Genomic DNA, 17,020 nt, shown 5'->3' on the forward strand with positions numbered 1-17,020 from the left:
AGGGCGGGCCCGGGTCGGTCGACGCCCGCGGCGCGCGTTCCGTCGACACGCCGCGCATAGCCGAGCGGGCCTGCGATGCGGCGGAGACGCTGGCCGGGGTGGAATCCGCGCTTCTGCGGCGCGTCTATGCCGGTCGCGGCGTCCGCCATCGCGACGAACTCGACTACCGCCTGGCCGCGCTGCCCCATTTCGGCAACCTCGCCGGCGTGGATGCCGCCTGCGAGTTGCTCGGGACGGCGATACGAGAAGGCGGGCCGATTCGCGTGGTGGGCGATTTCGATGCCGACGGCGCCACGAGCACCGCGCTCGTCTGCGAGGTGCTCGCGCAATGCGGGGCGCACGTCGACTACTTCATTCCCGACCGTGCACGACACGGCTATGGCCTGTCGCCGGCGGTGGTGGCGGCCATCGGGCCGCCCGCGAACAGCCACGGCGTACTGCTGACCGTGGACAACGGCATCGCCGGCCACGCCGGTGTCGACAGCGCGCGGGCCGCGGGCTGGCGGGTGGTCGTCTGCGATCACCATCTGCCCGGCGATACGCTGCCGGCCGCCGACGCCATCGTCGATCCGAATCAGCCCGGCTGCGGTTTCGAGGGCAAGGCGCTGGCCGGCGTGGGCGTGGCGTTCTATCTCATGGCCGCACTGCGCGCCCGGCGCGCCGCCGAAGGCGCCGCCGATCTGCCCAGGCTGGCCGATTATCTCGATCTCGTGGCGATCGGCACGGTGGCGGATGTGGTTCCCTTGGACCGGCTCAACCGCACGCTGGTGAGTCAGGGGCTGGCGCGCATCCGGTGCGGTCGAACGCGGCCCGGCGTGGTGGCGCTGATGGCGGTCGCCGGGCGCGAGGCTGCACGCCTCGACGCCGCGGATATCGGCTTCGCCCTCGGCCCGCGGCTCAACGCGGCCGGCCGCCTCGAGGACATGGGCATCGGCGTGGAATGTCTGCGTGCGCGCGATGCCGGGCGGGCGCAGGCGCTGGCCGCCGAGCTCGCGGCCATCAACCGCCAGCGCCAGGCCCTGCAGGCCGACATGCAGTCCGAAGCCGAAGCGGCCCTCGAGGCCGCGGATCGCCTCGACACGAGCGCGTGTCACGGCCTCACCGTATACGATCCGGGCTGGCACGAAGGCGTGGTCGGGCTCGTCGCGGCGCGGCTGCGCGAGCGCCGGCATCGGCCGGTCGTCGCGTTCGCGCCCGGTGCCGGCGGGCAACTCAAGGGATCGGCCCGCTCCATCCCGGGCCTGCACATCCGCGATGTGCTCGCACGGGTCGATGCGCAAGCGCCGGGTGTGATCGCCCAGTTCGGCGGCCACGCCCAGGCGGCGGGGCTGGTGCTTGCACCCGAGCGGCTGGAGGCCTTCGCGCAGGCCTTCGACGCGGCCGTGGCCGAGCGCTTGACGCCGGCGATGGCGACACGGACGTTGTTAACCGACGGCGAACTGACGGATGCCGAACTGTCACTCGCCACCGCGCAAATCCTGCGGGATGGCGGCCCCTGGGGAAAGGATTTCGAGGAGCCGCTGTTCCACGGCCTGTTCGTGGTGGTCGATCAGCGGATCGTTGGCGAAAAGCATCTCAAGCTGACCGTGCAGCCGAGCGCCGGCCGCAGGCGACTCGAGGCGATGTGCTTCAACCGCACGGAACGGCTGGAGACCGGGGCGGCCTATCGACTGGTCTACAGGCTGGCGGTCAACACCTTTCGCGAGCAGAGCCGCGCCAATCTCATCGTGACCCACCTGCGGCCGGCGGACTGACGGCGTGTTGCGCCGTGTTCAGTCGAAGCGGTCGTCGCGTACCTGGATCATGCCGTCCTGCACCCGGGTCGGAAAGCTGTCGACATCCTCGTAGGCCGGTGGCGTCAGCGCCTTGCCGTTCTTGATGCAAAAGCGTGCGCCGTGGCGGGGGCAGATGACTTCGTCGCCCTCGACGTCACCGCTGGCGAGCTCGCCGCCGTCGTGGGTGCACATGTCCTCGATCGCATAGTAGGTGCCGTCGCGATAGAACACGGCGATCATGGTGTCGTCCACGTCGACGACCCGGCACTGACCGTCCTTGAGTTCCCCGTCCCTGGCGACATCGACCCAGTCGCTCATGCTTTGCCTCTCGTGTGGTTTCGATTCCGTCGGCCTCAGCCGAAGATCCGCTGAATGCTGTGCAGGCCCTTGATCAAGGCGTCCACGTCGGCTTGGTCGTTGTAGGCGGCGAAGGAGGCGCGCGCCGTCGCCGAGACGCCGAAACGCTCCATCAGCGGCATGGCGCAGTGATGGCCGGTCCGGATGGCCACGCCGGTCTCGTCGAGCAGGGTGCCGATATCGTGCGCGTGCACGCCGTCCATCACGAAGGAGATGATCGCCGCCTTGCCGGGCGCGGTGCCGATGATGCGCAGGCCGTCGATCTCGTTCATGGCTGCCGTCGCCGATTCCAGCAGCGCGTGCTCGTGGGCGGCGACGGCGTCGAGATCCAGTCCGCCGACGTATTCGAGCGCCGCGCCGAAAGCGGCGGCGCCGGCGATATTCGGCGTACCGGCCTCGAACTTGTAGGGCAGCTCGTTGTAGGTCGTGCCGGCAAACGAGACCGTCTCGATCATGTCGCCGCCACCCTGGTAGGGCGGCATCGCCTCCAGCAGCTCACGCCGGCCGTAGAGTACGCCGAAGCCGGTCGGCGCGAATATCTTGTGCCCCGACATGGCGTAGAAGTCGGCCCCCAGCGCGCGCACGTCCACCGGCGTGTGGGCCATGGCCTGGGCGCCGTCGACCAGCACCGGGACATACCGACGGTGGGCCGCGGCGATCATGTCCGCCACCGGCAGCACCGTGCCCAACGCGTTCGAGATGTGGGCGATGGCGGCGATCACCGTGCGGTCGGACAACCGCTGTTCGAAAGCCGCCAGCGAGACGCTGCCGTCGTCCTCGACCGGTACCACGACCAGATGGGCGCCGGTGGCTTCGGCGACCATCTGCCAGGGCACGATGTTCGAGTGATGCTCGAGCTCGGTGATCAGGATCTCGTCGCCGGCGGCGAGCCGCGGCCGGGCGTAGCACTGGGCCACGAGATTGATGCCGTCGGTGGTGCCGCGGGTGTGGACGATCTCATCGCGCGACGCCGCGTTGATGAAATCGACCATGCGGTCGCGGGCGCTCTCGTAGGCGCGGGTCGCGCGCTGTGACAGCGCGTGGATCGCCCGATGCACGTTGGCGTTGGCGTGCCGATAGTAGTCGTCGCTGGCACGGATCACGGACAGCGGCTTCTGGGTCGTGGCCGCGTTGTCGAGATAGGCCAGACGTCGCCCCTCGGCGAGTGACTCGGACAGAATCGGGAAGTCCGCGCGCACGCGCTCCACGTCGAATGTCGCGATTGGTGCTGCGGTACTGGCCATGATTACCTCTCAGGCGAGATCGGCGTAGCCCCGGCCGCCCGGCAGTTTGTGGAGGAGGGCGGCTTCGACGTAGCGTTCCAGCGGTGCGATGCCGACCTTCTGTACCAGCGCGTTGGCGAAACTGTAGGTTAGGATCGCGCGCGCGCCGGCTTCGTCGACACCTCGGCTGCGCAGGTAGAAGACCGCGTCCTCGTCGAGCTGGCCCACGGTGGAGCCGTGCGCGGCGGTGACGTCATCGGCGTAGATCTCGAGTTCCGGCTTGGCGTCCACTTCCGCCTTGTCCGACAGCAGCAGGGCGTCACAGGCCTGCTCGGAGTCGGTCTTCTGGGCGTGCTTATGGATGATGATCTTGCCGTTGAACACGCCGCGGCCGTGGTCTGCCAGCACACCCTTGTAGATCTCGCGCGAGATGCTGTGCTCGGTGTCGTGATCCACGCGGGTGTGGTTGTCGATGTGCTGGCGGCCGGTCGGGGCGTAGACACCGTAGAGATGGATCTCCGCGTTCTCCGCGACAAGCCGCGTGTTGGTGTCGGTGCGCGCCAGCCGGCCGCCCAGATCGAAGCCGTGATTGTAGACGCGGCTGTCTCGGGTCTGGCTCGCGAAGAAGCTGGCGATGTGGTAGCCGCGCTCGGATTCCTGCTGCACGCGACAGCGGGTCAGTTCGGCGTTGGCGCCCATCACCGCTTCGGTGACCGCGTTGGTGAAATAGGGCTTGTCGCCGAGCCCGACATAGTGCTCGATCACGGTCGCCCGGCTGGACTCGCCCATGACGAAGCGATGCCGGATCTGGGACATGCGGTCGTCGTGCGCGCCGCTGGCCACGGTGATGACATGCAGCGGCTTGTCGAGCGACACGCCCCGGCCAAGCGCGACAAAGGCGCCATCCGTGGCGAACGCTGCGTTCATGGCCGTCAGGCTGCCGGGTTCGTCGCCGATCTCCTCGGCGCGCACCTGGGCCGTCGGCTCGGCATCGAGAAACGCGGCGAAGGACTCGACGCGGGCGCCGTCCGGCAGTCCCTCCAGCGCCGAAAGCCGCTTGCTGAAGTGGCCGTCGACGAGAACCAGCCGATAGGCGTCGAGCTCGTCCGGAAGGAAGGGGGCGATCGCGTCGGCGTCGATATCCTCGGCGCTGTCCGCGATCTCGAAACGGCGCTTTTCGAGCGGGCGAAGGCTGGTGTATTTCCAGTCCTCCATGCGCGTGTGCGGGAAACCCGTCTCGGCGAACGCGCGCAAGTCGACATGGCGCGCCTTCTTGCCGGCCTCGCCGCCGGGCAGATCGCGTTCGACGCGGGCGTATTCGGCGAGATAATGATCGATGAGCGGCGCGATATCGTTCATGACGTGGTTTCGGGCGCGTCGACTTCCAGGTTGACGTAACCCTCGGACTCGAGCACGTCGGCCAGTTCTGGGCCGCCGGAGCGGATGATTCGACCCTTGGCCAGCACGTGCACCCGATCGGGCACGACATGTTCCAGCAACCGCTTGTAATGGGTCACGAGCACGGTCGAGCGCTCGGGCGAGCGCAGGGCGTTGATGCCGCGCGCCACGATCTTGAGGGCGTCGATGTCGAGCCCGGAGTCGGTCTCGTCGAGGATCGACAGGCTCGGTTCCAGCACCAGCATCTGGAAGATCTCGTTGCGCTTCTTCTCGCCGCCGGAGAAGCCCTCGTTCACGCCGCGCTTGACCATGTCCATGCTCATGTCGACGTGCGACAGCTTGTCGTTGACCAGCTGCATGAACTCCATGGCGTCGATCTCGGGCTCGCCGCGATACTTACGGCGCGCGTTGACCGCGGCGCGCAGCAGGTAGAGGTTCGAGACACCCGGAATCTCGACGGGATACTGGAAACCCAGAAAGACGCCCTCGCAGGCGCGTTCGTCGGCATCGAGATCGAGCAGGTCCTTGTTCTGGTAGTTAACGCTGCCCTGGGTGATTTCGTAGTCCTCACGGCCGGCGAGAATGCTCGCCAGCGTGGACTTGCCGGAGCCGTTCGGCCCCATGATGGCGTGGACCTCGCCCGGGCCCACCTCCAGATCGATGCCGCGCAGTATCGGCGTGCCTTCGACCTCGGCATGTAGATTCTTGATGGAAAGCATAAAAGGTGTTTGCGGATTTAAGAATAGGACAGGCCCGCGTCGTGGACGCGGGCCCGACAACATCGCGGCGCCGGAAGCGGCGTTATCCCACCGCGTTTTCCAGCGTCACGTTGAGCAGCTTCTGCGCCTCGACGGCGAACTCCATCGGCAACTCGTTGAAGACTTCCTTGCAGAAGCCGTTGACGATGAGATTGACCGCGTCCTCCTCGGACAGGCCGCGCTGCTGGCAGTAGAACATCTGGTCCTCGCCGATCTTGGAGGTCGTGGCCTCGTGTTCAAGCTTGGCGGTCGAGTTCTTGGATTCGACGTACGGGAAGGTGTGGGCTCCGCATTGGTCGCCGATCAGCAGCGAATCGCACTGGGTGAAGTTCCGCGCATTGTGCGCGCTCGGCAGTATCTTGACCAGGCCGCGATAGGACTGCTCGCCACGTGCGGCGGAAATGCCCTTGGCGATGATCGTGGACTTGGTGTTCTCGCCCACGTGGATCATCTTGGTGCCGGTGTCGGCCTGCTGCATGCCGCGGGTCACGGCCACCGAGTAGAACTCGCCGACCGAATCCCGACCGGTGAGCACGCAGCTCGGGTACTTCCAGGTGATCGCCGATCCGGTCTCGACCTGCGTCCAAGAGATCTTCGAGCGATCACCGCGGCATTCGCCCCGCTTGGTCACGAAGTTGTAGATGCCGCCCTTGCCGTTCTCGTCGCCGGGATACCAGTTCTGGACCGTGGAGTACTTGATTTCGGCATCGTCTGCGGCGACGAGCTCGACCACGGCCGCATGCAGCTGGTTCTCGTCGCGCTGCGGTGCGGTGCAGCCCTCGAGATAGCTCACATGGCTGCCTTCCTCGGCGATGATCAGCGTGCGCTCGAACTGGCCCGTGTTCTCGGCGTTGATTCGGAAGTACGTCGACAGCTCCATTGGGCAGGTGACGCCCTTGGGGATATAGACGAACGAGCCGTCCGTGAACACGGCGGAGTTGAGCGCGGCGAAGAAGTTGTCGCCCTGCGGGACGACCGTGCCCAGATATTTCTGGACCAGCTCCGGATGCTCGCGGATCGCTTCCGAGATCGAGCAGAAGATCACGCCTGCGTCGGCAAGCTTCTGCTTGAACGTGGTCGCCACGGACACGCTGTCGAAGACCGCGTCGACCGCGACGTTATTGCTCTTGGGGAATTCGGCACCCTCGACACCGGCGAGCATCTCCTGCTCGTGCAGCGGAATGCCGAGCTTCTCGTAGGTCTCGAGCAGCTTCGGATCGATCTCGTCCAGGCTCTTCGGCTTGTCCTTCGCGCTCTTCGGCGCGGAGTAGTACGAGATACTCTGGAAGTCGATCTGCGGGTAGTGCAGGTGCGGCCACCTGGGATGGCGCATCTGCAGCCACTGGCGATACGATTCCAGCCGCCAGTCGAGCATCCACTGGGGCTCATCCTTCTTGGCGGATATGAATCGGATCACATCCTCATTGAGGCCCGGCGCCACCGTATCCGATTCCAGATCGGTGACGAAGCCGGCTTCGTATTCGCGCTCGGCGACGAGTGTTTCGACGTCTTCCTGATGTGCGGCCATAGCGACTCGGGTGGTCGTGGAAGTATTCGGCAATACCCGCAAGTATAACGCGAAACCGCGGTTAGCCGGTGACTTGAATTCGCGCCTCGGATGATAGTGGGGCGCTATCATGCGTGTTCAAGCTGCCGGATGCCCGTGCGAGCTTGCGCCGTATGGCAATACGCGCTTTAATGACAATGCATTACACCAATCAGGGAGTACCCCATGCGGTCCAACGTTCTTCGTCTGGGCGTTCTCGCTCTGGCCGGCGGCGCACTTGCCGGCTGCTCTCAGATCACGATTACCTCGGACACCATCGTCGACGGTTCGGCGCGTATCGCCGACGCCACGACGAACGCGGTCGAAGGCACCAGCGCGGTGACCACCGACACCGCCAACGATGTCGATGCGCGCACGCATGCGGCTCGTCGTGAATTCGTGGGATCCCAGATGGCGATGCTGCAGCGCGAGGCCGCCCGCGGTCAGGGTGAACATCTGGAGACACTCGCCTATTTGATGCATGCCGACGATGCGAACGCCTTCCAGGCCGAGATGCAGGCCAACTATCAGGACCTGTTTTCCGGTGAAGCGGATGCCGAGCAGTGGCTCACCCGCCTCTACGATACGGTCGGCACGCCGCCGGACATGAAGGTCGCTGCGAGCGGCACGGCGAGCTGATCGCCATTGTCTCCGGCCGGCCGATGCATGGCGCATCGGCCGCGTCCGCTGCGCCCACTGGATGTGGGCGCGTGATCCTGCCGCAGACGAGCGCACGATGCCGCGAAGCGATCGCTGGGACATCGAGGTCCCGTTTCATATCGACATCGACGTCCTGGAAGCCGACATCGACCGGCTGCAGCACGTCAACAACGCGGTCTATCTGCGTTTTCTGGAACAGGCCGCCTGGGCGCACACCGAAGCGCTCGGCCTGGACTGGACGACTTATCAGGCCCTCGATGCCGCCTGCGTGGTCCGCCGGCACGAGCTCGACTACCTGCTGCCCGCCGAACTTGGCGACAGGCTGCAGGTGGCGACCTGGATCGTGGACAACGACGGCCGACTGACCATGTGGCGCGCGTTCCAGATTCGTCGCGTGGGCGATGGCCGCACACTGCTGCGAGCGCGGACCCAGTACGTGACGGTCGGTCTGTCGAACGGTCGGCCGAAGCGTATGCCGCAGCGTTTTGTCGACGCCTATCGACCGGTCGCAGAAGCCGGTGGCTGAGGCGCCGGCAGCCATCCACGCGCCGCGGGTGGAGATCCGCTACTGCCCGGGCTGTCGCTGGCTGGCGCGTGCCGCCTGGATGGCGCAGGAACTGCTCACGACCTTCGGCGACACCCTTGGCGAAGTCGCGCTCGTGCCGTCGTCACCCGGCACCTTCGAGATCCGGCTCGACGGCGAATGTCTGCACTCGCGCGAGCGCGACGGCGGTTTCCCGGAGCCCAAGCCGATCAAGCAGCAGATCCGCGATCGCCTGACACCGTCGCGTGATCTCGGACACTCGGAACGCTAGGCCGGCGCTTTATGCAGCCAGAGTAATGACACCGGTGCCGCAGCCGGCACCTGCACGATGGCCAGTTGCCCCAGTCGCCGCGCCAGGGCACGCATCCGACCTTCCTCAAGCCCCGCAGCGAGCACGCCGGGCTCGTCCGGCCAGCGGCCGTCCGCAGCCTCGTTGACGCTCGAAAGCCACGCTGTGGCGCGCGTGGCAACCCAGTGGCGCAGAAACTCAGTTCGTCCGCGGTTGCGATCCGTATCGAGAATCGCGGCACCGGGATTGCAGGCGGTGATCAGCCATGCCCGGCCGCTGCCGTCATATCGGCGCACCCAGCCTGCCAGTCGCGCGGGCGTGGGTTCGCCGATTCGGATCACGCAGCGATCGCCCTCGTGTGCAATGCAGTAGCGGGTCGTGGTAAAGGCGGTTTCGAGCGATGAGTCCATGCGTGAAAAGCCCCGGGCCGTGGCCCGGGGTCTTGTGGGAAAAGCGGGACGCGTCTCAGGCGACCCGCGATTCCATGCGATGGTCCTCGTGGCGGTGATTGACGGGATCGGCAAGATATTCCTTGCTGAACGCGTCGGTGAGGATCGCGTCGTAGCGCAGGTCGTCGTATTCCTTGACCTGGCGCGCCTCGGCGTCCGTGAGCACGCCGGCCGCCACCGCACTGGCCAGCTGCTCGTCCACGGTGAAGCCTTCGGCCTCGCCCTTGCCGACCGCCTTGGCGAACTTCTCGAAGGCCGGCTCGACCTCGATCAGCTTGTCGAAGGCCTTTTCCATGCGGCCCGTTGCGCTGTGCTCGTCGGTCCCGAGATAGATGTTCGCGGTCAGACGATCACGGAAGCTCGACGGCTCGAGGATGGCGTCGCCGATGGTGTTGATCAGGCGATCGCTCGGTCCCTTGTGATGACGACCGGTCGGGAAGACGAGCACGCGCATCGCGCCGCCGACGAACCGGTTGGGGAAATTGCGGAAGAAGCCGTCGAATGCCTGTTCGATCTTGTGCAGGCAGTCCTGCATGACGTAGTGCAGGTGTTCGATGTCTTCGTCCTTTTCGCCCTCGTCATAGAAGAACTTCAGCGTCGCCGAGCCGAAGTAGAGCTCGGACAGGACGTCGCCCAGGCGGGCGGAGAGCAGTTCCTTGCGCTTCAGTTCGCCGCCGAGCATGCCCATCGTGATGTCCGAACAGATCGCCAGCGCCGAGGAGAAGCGCTCCAGCTGACGATAGTAGGGCGCGGCCACGCCCGACACGGGCGCCTTGGCGGTCATCGCCCCGGACAGGCCGAAGGTGAGCGTGCGCGCGGCCCGGTTGACCGAGTGGCCCACATGCGACCAGAGCAGGGTGTCGAACTCCTCGAGATCGTCGTTGCGTGCCGCCTCCATCTCGGGGAAGACGTAGGGATGGCAGCGGATCGCGCCCTGACCGAAGATCATCAGGCTGCGGGTCAGGATGTTCGCGCCCTCCACCGTGATCGCGATCGGGATGGACTGATAGGAGGAGAACAGATAGTTGCGTGGCCCCTGCTGGATGCCGCGCCCGCCGTGTACGTCCATGGCGTCGTTGACGATCTGGCGCATCCATTCGGTCATGTGGTACTTGGCCATGGCCGTGACCACCGCCGGCGTGCACTGATCGACGCCGCTCGCGGTGAAGATGCGCGCAGCCTCCATCTTGTAGTTGAGGCCGCCGATGCGCGCGGTGGCCTCCTGCACGCCCTCGAACTTGCCCACCGGCACCTTGAACTGGCGCCGGATGCGACCGAAGGCGCCGGTCATGCGATAGGCCGTCTTCGAGGCGGCCGAGGACAGCGCCGGCAGCGAGATGCCGCGGCCGGCCGACAGGCACTCGACCAGCATGCGCCAGCCGCCGCCGGCCTTCTCCTGCCCGCCGATGATCGCATCCAGCGGCACGAATACGTCCTTGCCGTAGATCGGCCCGTTCATGAAGGCGCCCGGTGAGTGGCGGCGGCCGATCTCCACCCCCGGCTCGTCGGCGGAGATGAGCGCACAGGTGATGCCGTAGTCGGTCGTGTCCGGGTCGCCCAGCAGGCCGTCGGGGTCATAGAGCTTGAAGGCCAGGCCGATGACCGTCGCCACCGGCGCCAGCGTGATCCAGCGCTTGGAGAAGGCGAGCTTCATGCCGAGCACCTCCTCGCCGTTGTACTCGCCGCGGCAGACGATGCCGGTATCCGGCAGCGCGCCGGCGTCGGAGCCGACCTCGGGGCCGGTCAGCCCGAAGCAGGGGATCTGGCTGCCGTCGGCCAGGCCCGGCAGCCATTTGTCCTGTTGTTCCTTGGTGCCGTAATGCACGAGCAGTTCGCCCGGGCCCAGCGAGTTCGGCACCATCACCGTGACCGCGGTGGTCAGCGAGCGCGAGGCGATCTTGGCCACCACGGTGGACTGCGCAACCGCGGAGAATCCCAGACCGCCATGGGCCTTGGGAATGAGCATGGCGAAGAACTTGTGCGCGCGGATGTATTCCCAGGCTTCCTGCGGGATGTCCTTGAGTTCGGCGCTGATCTCCCACTCGTCGAGCATGCCGCAGAGCGTTTCCGTCTCGTTGTCGAGAAACGACTGCTCGGCCTCGGTGAGCTGGGTGCGCTTGAAATCCAGCAGGTACTGCCAGTCCGGTTTGCCGCGGAACATCTCCGTTTCCCACCAGGTGCTGCCGGCTTCGAGCGCTTCGCGCTCGGTGTCCGACATCGGCGGCAGTACGGCCTTGAAACCCTTGAATATGGGTTTGGACGCAAAGCGACGCCGCAGCGGGGTACTGTTGAACAGGATCAGCAGCGGTGCGAAGACCACGGCCGCGATCAGAAGCCCGACCCAGCCGATCGCGCCCACCGCCGCCAGCGCGGCGAAGTAGATGACGACCGCTGCGCTCCAGACCACCAGCGAGACGCCGAGGTAGGCCAGCGTCCAGGCAGCCGCGATCGCGACCAGTATCGATAACAGAGCTGTCATGGGAACCTCCGTAGTAAAAGACTCAACCGTTGCGAGCCGCTGTGCCAGCGGGCGCCGCGTCGGTCGTGGCCGCGTCGTCACCGTCCAGATCGGGCGGGACGAGCGTGACCATCAGAAACTTCACGTAATCGCCGAAGGCGGGCTCGTCGGCGGTCGGCCATTCACCCGGCAGGTCGCGCCGGATCTGCAGCGCGCCGAGAAACACCGAGAACGTCATCAGCGCCCAGCGGCGCGCCGTTTCGGCCCCGAGGCCGAGGCCGGCATAGCAATCCTGGATGAAATCGAGGCGGCGCTTGGACACGCGTTCGACGTAATCGCGCACGAAACCGGGCTTGGTAGCGCTCGACAGGGCGGTGTGTATACGACTGGCACGGCGGGAGGCGTTGACCTCGGTGATCAGGCGCTGGATGCGCGCGCGGGGGTCGGTCTCCTGGCGGACCCGCTCCAGCACATCGTCGGTCTCGCGCGCCTCCCAGAGTTGAAGCGCGGCCACGAGCAGGGCTTCGCGGTTGGCGAAATGCCAGTAGAAGCTCCCCTTCGTCACGCCCAGATCGCGCGCGATCGGCTCCACGGCCACGCCCTCGACGCCGCGCTGGCCGATCGCATCGAGGGCGGCTTCGGCCCAGTCCCGGCTGGTGAGCATCGTTTTCTGAGGCTTCGGCATTGCGCACTGCACAATTGGACTCCCGTATAATGTCGTCGAGTTGCCGGGCCGTGTCAATACGGCGCCGTATGGAACCGCACAGCTGGAAGGAAGAAACCGCATGCGCCAACCGACGCGTTCCGATTACGCGCACTACGTCGCCATCAAGGTGAAGTGGGGCGAGATGGACAGCCTGGGCCACGTCAACAACACCGTCTTCTATCGTTACTCGGAGGACGGGCGCATCGACTACATGCATACGATCGCCGACGACGGCGATACCCAGACCAGCGATGGCCCGATTCTGGCCGATCTGCGCTGCAGCTTTCGCCAGCAACTGCGTTTTCCCGCGGAGATCGAGATCGGCACCCGCGTCAAACGCATCGGCCGATCCAGCTTCGAGCTGGAGCAGTGCCTGTTCTACGCCGAGACCGACGACGTCATCGCGGTCTACGACACCGTGGTGGTGTGGTTCGATTTCGGCGCGCAGACGAGCATGCGGGTGCCCGAGACGGTGCGTGAACGCATCCGGACGCTCGAGCACGTGCCCCCGGAGGAGTAACGGGGTCCAGCGCGGTCGTACAGACGCCGCACCGCGGCCGCGCAGGGCTTGCCATGCTGCGACGGCTGCCCGTTAGTGCGAACAGGGCGGTCGAGATGATGTATACAGCCGGGCGCATGCCATCGGCGCCGCGTGCGCGGGGTTCAGCGCTCGCTTTCGGTGAAGCGGTCGCGCACGAACACCTCGGACAGGTCGAGCTGGCCACTACGCGGATGCGCGGCCGCCTGCGCCTTGCCGAAAGTGATCATCATGCAGATCCGGTGATCCGGCGGCAGGTTGATCAGATGGCCGACCCGCTTGAAGTCGAAGCCGTCCATCGGACAGGAGTCGTATCCCATGCCCCGTGCGGCCAGCATGGCGGTCTGGGCGGCCATGCCGCAGGAGCGCATGCCCTCGTCGCGCTGCAGCATCTCGTCGTCGCGATAGAAATGCCGGATCTCGCGCACCATCGACTCGCTGACCTGCGCCGGCGCGTGCCGCCAGTAGCGCTCGGGCGATTTCGCCCAGCTCTTGAGGTCCAGACACATCACCAGCAGCAGCGACGCCTCGGTGACCTGGGCCTGATCCCAGGCCGCCTTGCGGATTTCGGCGCGCAGCGCCGGATCCTGCACCGCCACGAACCGCCAGTTCTGGATGTTGAAGGCGGTCGGCGACAGCAGGATGTGGGTCATGAGCGTGTCGATCTCGTCGTCGCTCATGCGGTGCGCGGGGTCGAAATGGCGCACCGAGCGCCGGGTGGCGATGGCCTCGAAGACGTCCACCGGCTCAGACCGCGCCGCCGGGTGCCGCCCGGGCCTGCGCCGGGGCGTTGCCGACGTAGTCCTGGGGACGCATGGCGCGCAGTCGCGCCTTGTCGTCGGCGGGGATGTCGAGGCTGTCGATGAACGTGTGCATGGCGTCGGCGTCGATCACCTTGCCGCGGGTCAGCGCCTTGAGCTGTTCGTAGGCGCCGCTGATGCCGCGCACGCGCATGACCGTCTGCACTGCCTCCGCGAGCACGATCCAGTTGGCGTCCAGGTCGGCCGCGAGCCGCTCGGGATTGGCCTCGAGCTTGCGGACGCCCTTGAGCAGCGACGCATAGGCGACGCCGCCGTGGGCCAGCCCGACGCCGAGGTTGCGCAGTACCGTGGAATCGGTGAGATCGCGCTGCCAGCGCGAGATCGGCAGCTTCGCGGCCAGATGGTCCATGATCGCGTTCGCCAGCCCGAGATTGCCCTCGGCGTTCTCGAAATCGATCGGATTGACCTTGTGCGGCATGGTCGAGGAGCCGATCTCGCCCTCGACCGTCGACTGCTTGAAATAGCCGAGCGAGATATAACCCCAGACGTCGCGCGCGAAATCGACGAGCACCGTGTTGACACGCATCACGGCATGAAAGAACTCGGCGATGAAATCGTGCGGCTCGATCTGCGTGGTGGCTGGGCTGATCTCCAGATCCATGCCGCGGATGAAGCGGGCCGCGATCGCCGGCCAGTCCGCGTTCGGATAGGCGGCCAGATGGGCGTTGTAGTTGCCCACGGCGCCGTTCATCTTGCCGAAGATCTCGACTTCGGCGAGCAGCGCCCGCTGGCGGGCCAGACGCTGGGCGAAGACCGCCATCTCCTTGCCGAGCGTGGTCGGCGAGGCCGACTGGCCGTGCGTGCGCGAGAGCATGGCGACGTCCGCGTAGTCGTGGGCGAGCGCGCCGATGGCCGCGATCACCCGATCGATGGCCGGCAGCAGATTGTCGTTGCGGGCGTCACGCAGCATCTGCGCGTAGGCGAGATTGTTGATGTCCTCCGAGGTGCAGCCGAAGTGGATGAACTCGTTGACGTGGGCGATCTCGTCGACGGCCTTGATCTTGTTGCGCAGGTAGTACTCGACCGCCTTCACGTCGTGATTCGTGGTGTCCTCGATCGCCTTGACCTGCTGCCCCTCGTTGATGTCGAAGTCGGCGATAAGGCGTTCGAGAAACGCGTCGGCCTGCTCGGAGAACGGACCGACGTCTGGGATATCGGGTTCGGCGGCCAGCGCCTGCAGCCAGCGGATCTCCACGATCAGGCGATAGCGGATGAGCCCGTATTCGCTACAGATCTCGCGCAGATCCCAGGTCTTGTCGGCGTAGCGGCCGTCGATGGGGGAAATCGCAGACAGCGCGGTCAATTGCATCGCCATGGGCACGCATCCGGTGAATCGAGCGGGTGATAGAATCCGCGATTCTACCGAATCGACACGGTCTGCGGTGCGCATCGCACTGCCGCCGGCCCGACGCGCGTCGGGCGGCACGGGCTGAAAGACACAGGCTTGCAACGGAGCGATTGATGGCCGCGAACGACGACTACCGGATCGAAAAAGACAGCATGGGCGAGCTCAAGGTGCCGAAGAACGCGCTCTGGGGCGCGCAGTCGCAGCGGGCCGTCGACAACTTCCCGATCTCCGATCTGCGCGCGCCGCGCGCCATGATCAACGCCCTCGGGCTGATCAAGGCCAGTGCGGCCGAGGTCAACCGCGATCTGGGGCTGCTGGACAAGGCCGTCGCCGAGGCCATCATCGAGGCGGCGACCGCGGTCGCGGCGGGGCGCCACGACGATCAGTTCCCGGTCGACATCTTCCAGACCGGTTCCGGCACCTCGACCAACATGAACACCAACGAGGTGGTCGCCCATCTCGCGACCGAAGCCGCCGGCCAGACCGTCCATCCCAACGATCACGTCAACATGGGCCAGTCGTCCAACGACGTGATCCCGACCTCGATCCACGTGGCCGCGGTGATCGAGAGCGAAAAGCGCCTGTTGCCGGCGCTGCGGCACATGCGCGACACGCTGCACCGCAAGGGCGACGAGCTCGCCGACGTGGTCAAGACCGGGCGGACGCATCTCATGGACGCCATGCCCGTGCGCTTCGACCAGGAGCTCGGCGGCTGGGCCGCCCAGATCGAATCCGGCATCGCCCGCGTCGAGTCCGCGCTGACCCGGATCCGCGGGCTCGCCCAGGGCGGCACGGCCGTGGGCACGGGCATCAACGCGCATCCGGAATTCGGCGAGCGCTTCGCCCGGGCCATCAGCCGGGCGAGCGGCTGCGATTTCCACGCCAGCCACGATTATTTCGAGAGCCTGTCCTCGCAGGACGCCGCGGTGGAGCTGTCCGGCCAGCTCAAGACCATCGCCGTGTCGATGATGAAGATCGCCAACGACCTGCGCTGGATGAATTCCGGCCCGCTCGCAGGGCTCGGCGAGATTCAGCTGCCCGCGCTCCAGCCGGGCTCGAGCATCATGCCGGGCAAGGTCAATCCGGTGATTCCCGAATCCGCCGCGATGGTGGCCGCCCAGGTGATCGGCAACGACACCACCATCACCGTGGCCGGCCAGTCCGGCAATTTCCAGCTCAACGTGATGCTGCCGGTGATCGCCTACAATCTCCTGCAGTCCATCGAGCTCATGGCCAACACCAGCCGCGTGATGGCCGACAAGGCCATCGCCGGGTTCACGGTCAACGAGGCCAACCTGGACGATGCGCTGTCCAAGAACCCGATCTTGGTCACGGCGCTGAACGCGGTGATCGGTTACGACAAGGGGGCCGCCATTGCCAAGCAGGCCTACAAGGAGGGCCGGCCGGTCAAGGAGCTGGCCATGGAGCAGAGTGATCTCAGCGAGGCGGAACTCGATCGGCTGCTCGATCCCAAGGACCTGACCGAGGGCGGCATCAAGAAGTGAGCCGTTTCGATACCGCGTATCTGCGTACGGGGCCCGTTTCGGCGGGCCCCGGGCGCTGACTTGCGCCGACGCCGACTCGGCTCGACGAGCGGTCACGGTCGCGCCATCGGCCCGCGAACCCGAAGGATGCCGTTACGACGGTGCGAGGCGAGCGCGGCCGGCGTCGACGCCGTGGATGTGCGATTCGGCGCCTCTATCGCCGGCAGCCCGGTCGGTGCGCGCTCGGCTCGTGCAGGATCGTCCGAGACGTTACGCGGGATTGAGATCGGTGCGGTTGACGTGTGACCGGGGCGGCTCCGGCGTTGCGTTTCGATGCGTACGGCGCGCTACGCCACGGCCGGATCGCGGGCGGGGTGGCCCCGTGCGCACGAACCGCTGGTCCTTGGAGGAGGCCGACAGATCGCGGTACGTGACGGTTCGGACCCTTGCAATCACACAGGTTCGAGGGACGCGCGTGACCTGGTGGCGGTCGCCATCGATCGTTCGGCCGTCCGGCACAGGGCGAGGGCGGGGCACTTGGCCGAGCGATCCGCGTCAGGGTGCCATCGCCGCTGGGCTCGAGGCCGCATGCCCTTTCCGGTGGCCGCTGCCATGAGCCGGCCGTTTCGGTCGGCGGAGCGGCGGCCCGCCGTCCTTGCGGACGGC

At 66.4% G+C, this 17,020-nt stretch carries 16 protein-coding genes; 6 read left to right on the forward strand and 10 right to left on the reverse strand.

All coding sequences use genetic code 11. From position 1 onward, the window contains the following. Positions 1 to 89 precede the first annotated feature (89 nt). Positions 90 to 1,754, forward strand: a complete 1,665-nt coding sequence (gene recJ, locus SAHL_RS05895; RefSeq protein WP_416235844.1) for a single-stranded-DNA-specific exonuclease RecJ — start codon at positions 90 to 92, stop codon at positions 1,752 to 1,754. A gap of 18 nt (positions 1,755 to 1,772) precedes the next feature. Here recJ and SAHL_RS05900 read toward each other — a convergent pair whose 3' ends face one another. The 5 genes from SAHL_RS05900 to sufB all read right to left on the reverse strand — a co-directional run bounded on the left by SAHL_RS05900 (position 1,773) and on the right by sufB (position 7,039). After that, a complete protein-coding gene (locus SAHL_RS05900; protein ID WP_123590476.1) occupies positions 1,773 to 2,093 on the reverse strand; it encodes a Rieske (2Fe-2S) protein in 321 nt (106 codons plus the stop codon). Between the two features lie 35 nt (positions 2,094 to 2,128). Further along, positions 2,129 to 3,376, reverse strand: coding sequence for a cysteine desulfurase (locus SAHL_RS05905; protein ID WP_123590477.1), 1,248 nt, complete (start codon positions 3,374 to 3,376; stop codon positions 2,129 to 2,131). A 9-nt stretch (positions 3,377 to 3,385) separates the two neighbouring features. Beyond that, positions 3,386 to 4,714, reverse strand: a complete 1,329-nt coding sequence (sufD, locus tag SAHL_RS05910; protein WP_123590478.1) for a Fe-S cluster assembly protein SufD — start codon at positions 4,712 to 4,714, stop codon at positions 3,386 to 3,388. After that, entirely contained in the window at positions 4,711 to 5,472 is a 762-nt protein-coding gene (gene sufC, locus SAHL_RS05915; protein WP_123590479.1) for a Fe-S cluster assembly ATPase SufC, read from the reverse strand. The genes sufD and sufC overlap by 4 nt, the downstream gene beginning before the upstream one ends. A gap of 82 nt (positions 5,473 to 5,554) precedes the next feature. Then, positions 5,555 to 7,039, reverse strand: coding sequence for a Fe-S cluster assembly protein SufB (gene sufB / locus SAHL_RS05920; RefSeq protein ID WP_123590480.1), 1,485 nt, complete (start codon positions 7,037 to 7,039; stop codon positions 5,555 to 5,557). A 204-nt stretch (positions 7,040 to 7,243) separates the two neighbouring features. Here sufB and SAHL_RS05925 point away from each other — a divergent pair, with 204 nt between their 5' ends. From SAHL_RS05925 to SAHL_RS05935, 3 genes are all read left to right on the forward strand, one after another. After that, a complete protein-coding gene (locus tag SAHL_RS05925) occupies positions 7,244 to 7,696 on the forward strand; it encodes a DUF3015 family protein (protein ID WP_123590481.1) in 453 nt (150 codons plus the stop codon). Positions 7,697 to 7,793: 97 nt separating this feature from the next. Further along, complete coding sequence (locus SAHL_RS05930) at positions 7,794 to 8,243, forward strand: acyl-CoA thioesterase (protein ID WP_123590492.1); 450 nt, start codon at positions 7,794 to 7,796, stop codon at positions 8,241 to 8,243. Then, positions 8,236 to 8,532, forward strand: coding sequence for an Rdx family protein (locus tag SAHL_RS05935; RefSeq protein WP_221177855.1), 297 nt, complete (start codon positions 8,236 to 8,238; stop codon positions 8,530 to 8,532). Before SAHL_RS05930 ends, SAHL_RS05935 begins: the two co-directional genes overlap by 8 nt. Here the strand turns inward: SAHL_RS05935 and SAHL_RS05940 are convergent. The 3 genes from SAHL_RS05940 to SAHL_RS05950 are packed head-to-tail and all read right to left on the reverse strand — an operon-like array spanning position 8,529 to position 12,121. Further along, on the reverse strand, positions 8,529 to 8,960 hold the full coding sequence (locus tag SAHL_RS05940) for a DUF3293 domain-containing protein (protein ID WP_123590482.1): 432 nt from the start codon (positions 8,958 to 8,960) through the stop codon (positions 8,529 to 8,531). The two genes, SAHL_RS05935 and SAHL_RS05940, sit on opposite strands and share 4 nt — an antisense overlap. A gap of 55 nt (positions 8,961 to 9,015) precedes the next feature. Beyond that, the gene (locus SAHL_RS05945; protein WP_123590483.1) at positions 9,016 to 11,478 is read right to left on the reverse strand and encodes an acyl-CoA dehydrogenase; all 2,463 of its coding nucleotides are present in this window, start codon (positions 11,476 to 11,478) and stop codon (positions 9,016 to 9,018) included. Positions 11,479 to 11,500: 22 nt separating this feature from the next. Then, positions 11,501 to 12,121 carry a TetR/AcrR family transcriptional regulator gene (locus SAHL_RS05950; RefSeq protein WP_245968407.1) on the reverse strand — a complete coding sequence of 207 codons (621 nt, stop codon included), beginning with the start codon at positions 12,119 to 12,121 and terminating at the stop codon, positions 11,501 to 11,503. Between the two features lie 121 nt (positions 12,122 to 12,242). On the opposite strand from SAHL_RS05950, the gene SAHL_RS05955 reads away from it, so the two are divergent. Continuing rightward, complete coding sequence (locus SAHL_RS05955; protein ID WP_123590484.1) at positions 12,243 to 12,683, forward strand: acyl-CoA thioesterase; 441 nt, start codon at positions 12,243 to 12,245, stop codon at positions 12,681 to 12,683. A 143-nt stretch (positions 12,684 to 12,826) separates the two neighbouring features. Here the strand turns inward: SAHL_RS05955 and SAHL_RS05960 are convergent, their stop codons facing one another. Both SAHL_RS05960 and purB read right to left on the reverse strand, forming a co-directional pair. Then, positions 12,827 to 13,444, reverse strand: coding sequence for a nitroreductase family protein (locus SAHL_RS05960; protein ID WP_123590485.1), 618 nt, complete (start codon positions 13,442 to 13,444; stop codon positions 12,827 to 12,829). A 4-nt stretch (positions 13,445 to 13,448) separates the two neighbouring features. Next, positions 13,449 to 14,837 carry an adenylosuccinate lyase gene (gene purB / locus SAHL_RS05965; protein ID WP_123590486.1) on the reverse strand — a complete coding sequence of 463 codons (1,389 nt, stop codon included), beginning with the start codon at positions 14,835 to 14,837 and terminating at the stop codon, positions 13,449 to 13,451. A 146-nt stretch (positions 14,838 to 14,983) separates the two neighbouring features. Here purB and SAHL_RS05970 point away from each other — a divergent pair, with 146 nt between their 5' ends. Continuing rightward, positions 14,984 to 16,375, forward strand: coding sequence for a class II fumarate hydratase (locus tag SAHL_RS05970; RefSeq protein WP_123590487.1), 1,392 nt, complete (start codon positions 14,984 to 14,986; stop codon positions 16,373 to 16,375). Positions 16,376 to 17,020: the final 645 nt, after the last annotated feature.

The organism is Salinisphaera orenii subsp. halophila YIM 95161 (assembly GCF_003732545.1).
Taxonomy (GTDB): Bacteria; Pseudomonadota; Gammaproteobacteria; order Nevskiales; family Salinisphaeraceae; genus Salinisphaera; species Salinisphaera orenii_A.

Coding starts and splice junctions, on each gene's coding strand:
- SAHL_RS05900 (WP_123590476.1), bottom strand. CDS start 2,093: ATGAGCGACTGGGTCGATGTCGCCAGGGACGGGGAACTCAAGGACGGT.
- SAHL_RS05905 (WP_123590477.1), bottom strand. CDS start 3,376: ATGGCCAGTACCGCAGCACCAATCGCGACATTCGACGTGGAGCGCGTG.
- sufD (WP_123590478.1), bottom strand. CDS start 4,714: ATGAACGATATCGCGCCGCTCATCGATCATTATCTCGCCGAATACGCC.
- sufC (WP_123590479.1), bottom strand. CDS start 5,472: ATGCTTTCCATCAAGAATCTACATGCCGAGGTCGAAGGCACGCCGATA.
- sufB (WP_123590480.1), bottom strand. CDS start 7,039: ATGGCCGCACATCAGGAAGACGTCGAAACACTCGTCGCCGAGCGCGAA.
- SAHL_RS05925 (WP_123590481.1), top strand. CDS start 7,244: ATGCGGTCCAACGTTCTTCGTCTGGGCGTTCTCGCTCTGGCCGGCGGC.
- SAHL_RS05930 (WP_123590492.1), top strand. CDS start 7,794: ATGCCGCGAAGCGATCGCTGGGACATCGAGGTCCCGTTTCATATCGAC.
- SAHL_RS05940 (WP_123590482.1), bottom strand. CDS start 8,960: ATGGACTCATCGCTCGAAACCGCCTTTACCACGACCCGCTACTGCATT.
- SAHL_RS05945 (WP_123590483.1), bottom strand. CDS start 11,478: ATGACAGCTCTGTTATCGATACTGGTCGCGATCGCGGCTGCCTGGACG.
- SAHL_RS05950 (WP_245968407.1), bottom strand. CDS start 12,121: ATGCTCACCAGCCGGGACTGGGCCGAAGCCGCCCTCGATGCGATCGGC.
- SAHL_RS05955 (WP_123590484.1), top strand. CDS start 12,243: ATGCGCCAACCGACGCGTTCCGATTACGCGCACTACGTCGCCATCAAG.
- purB (WP_123590486.1), bottom strand. CDS start 14,837: ATGGCGATGCAATTGACCGCGCTGTCTGCGATTTCCCCCATCGACGGC.
- SAHL_RS05970 (WP_123590487.1), top strand. CDS start 14,984: ATGGCCGCGAACGACGACTACCGGATCGAAAAAGACAGCATGGGCGAG.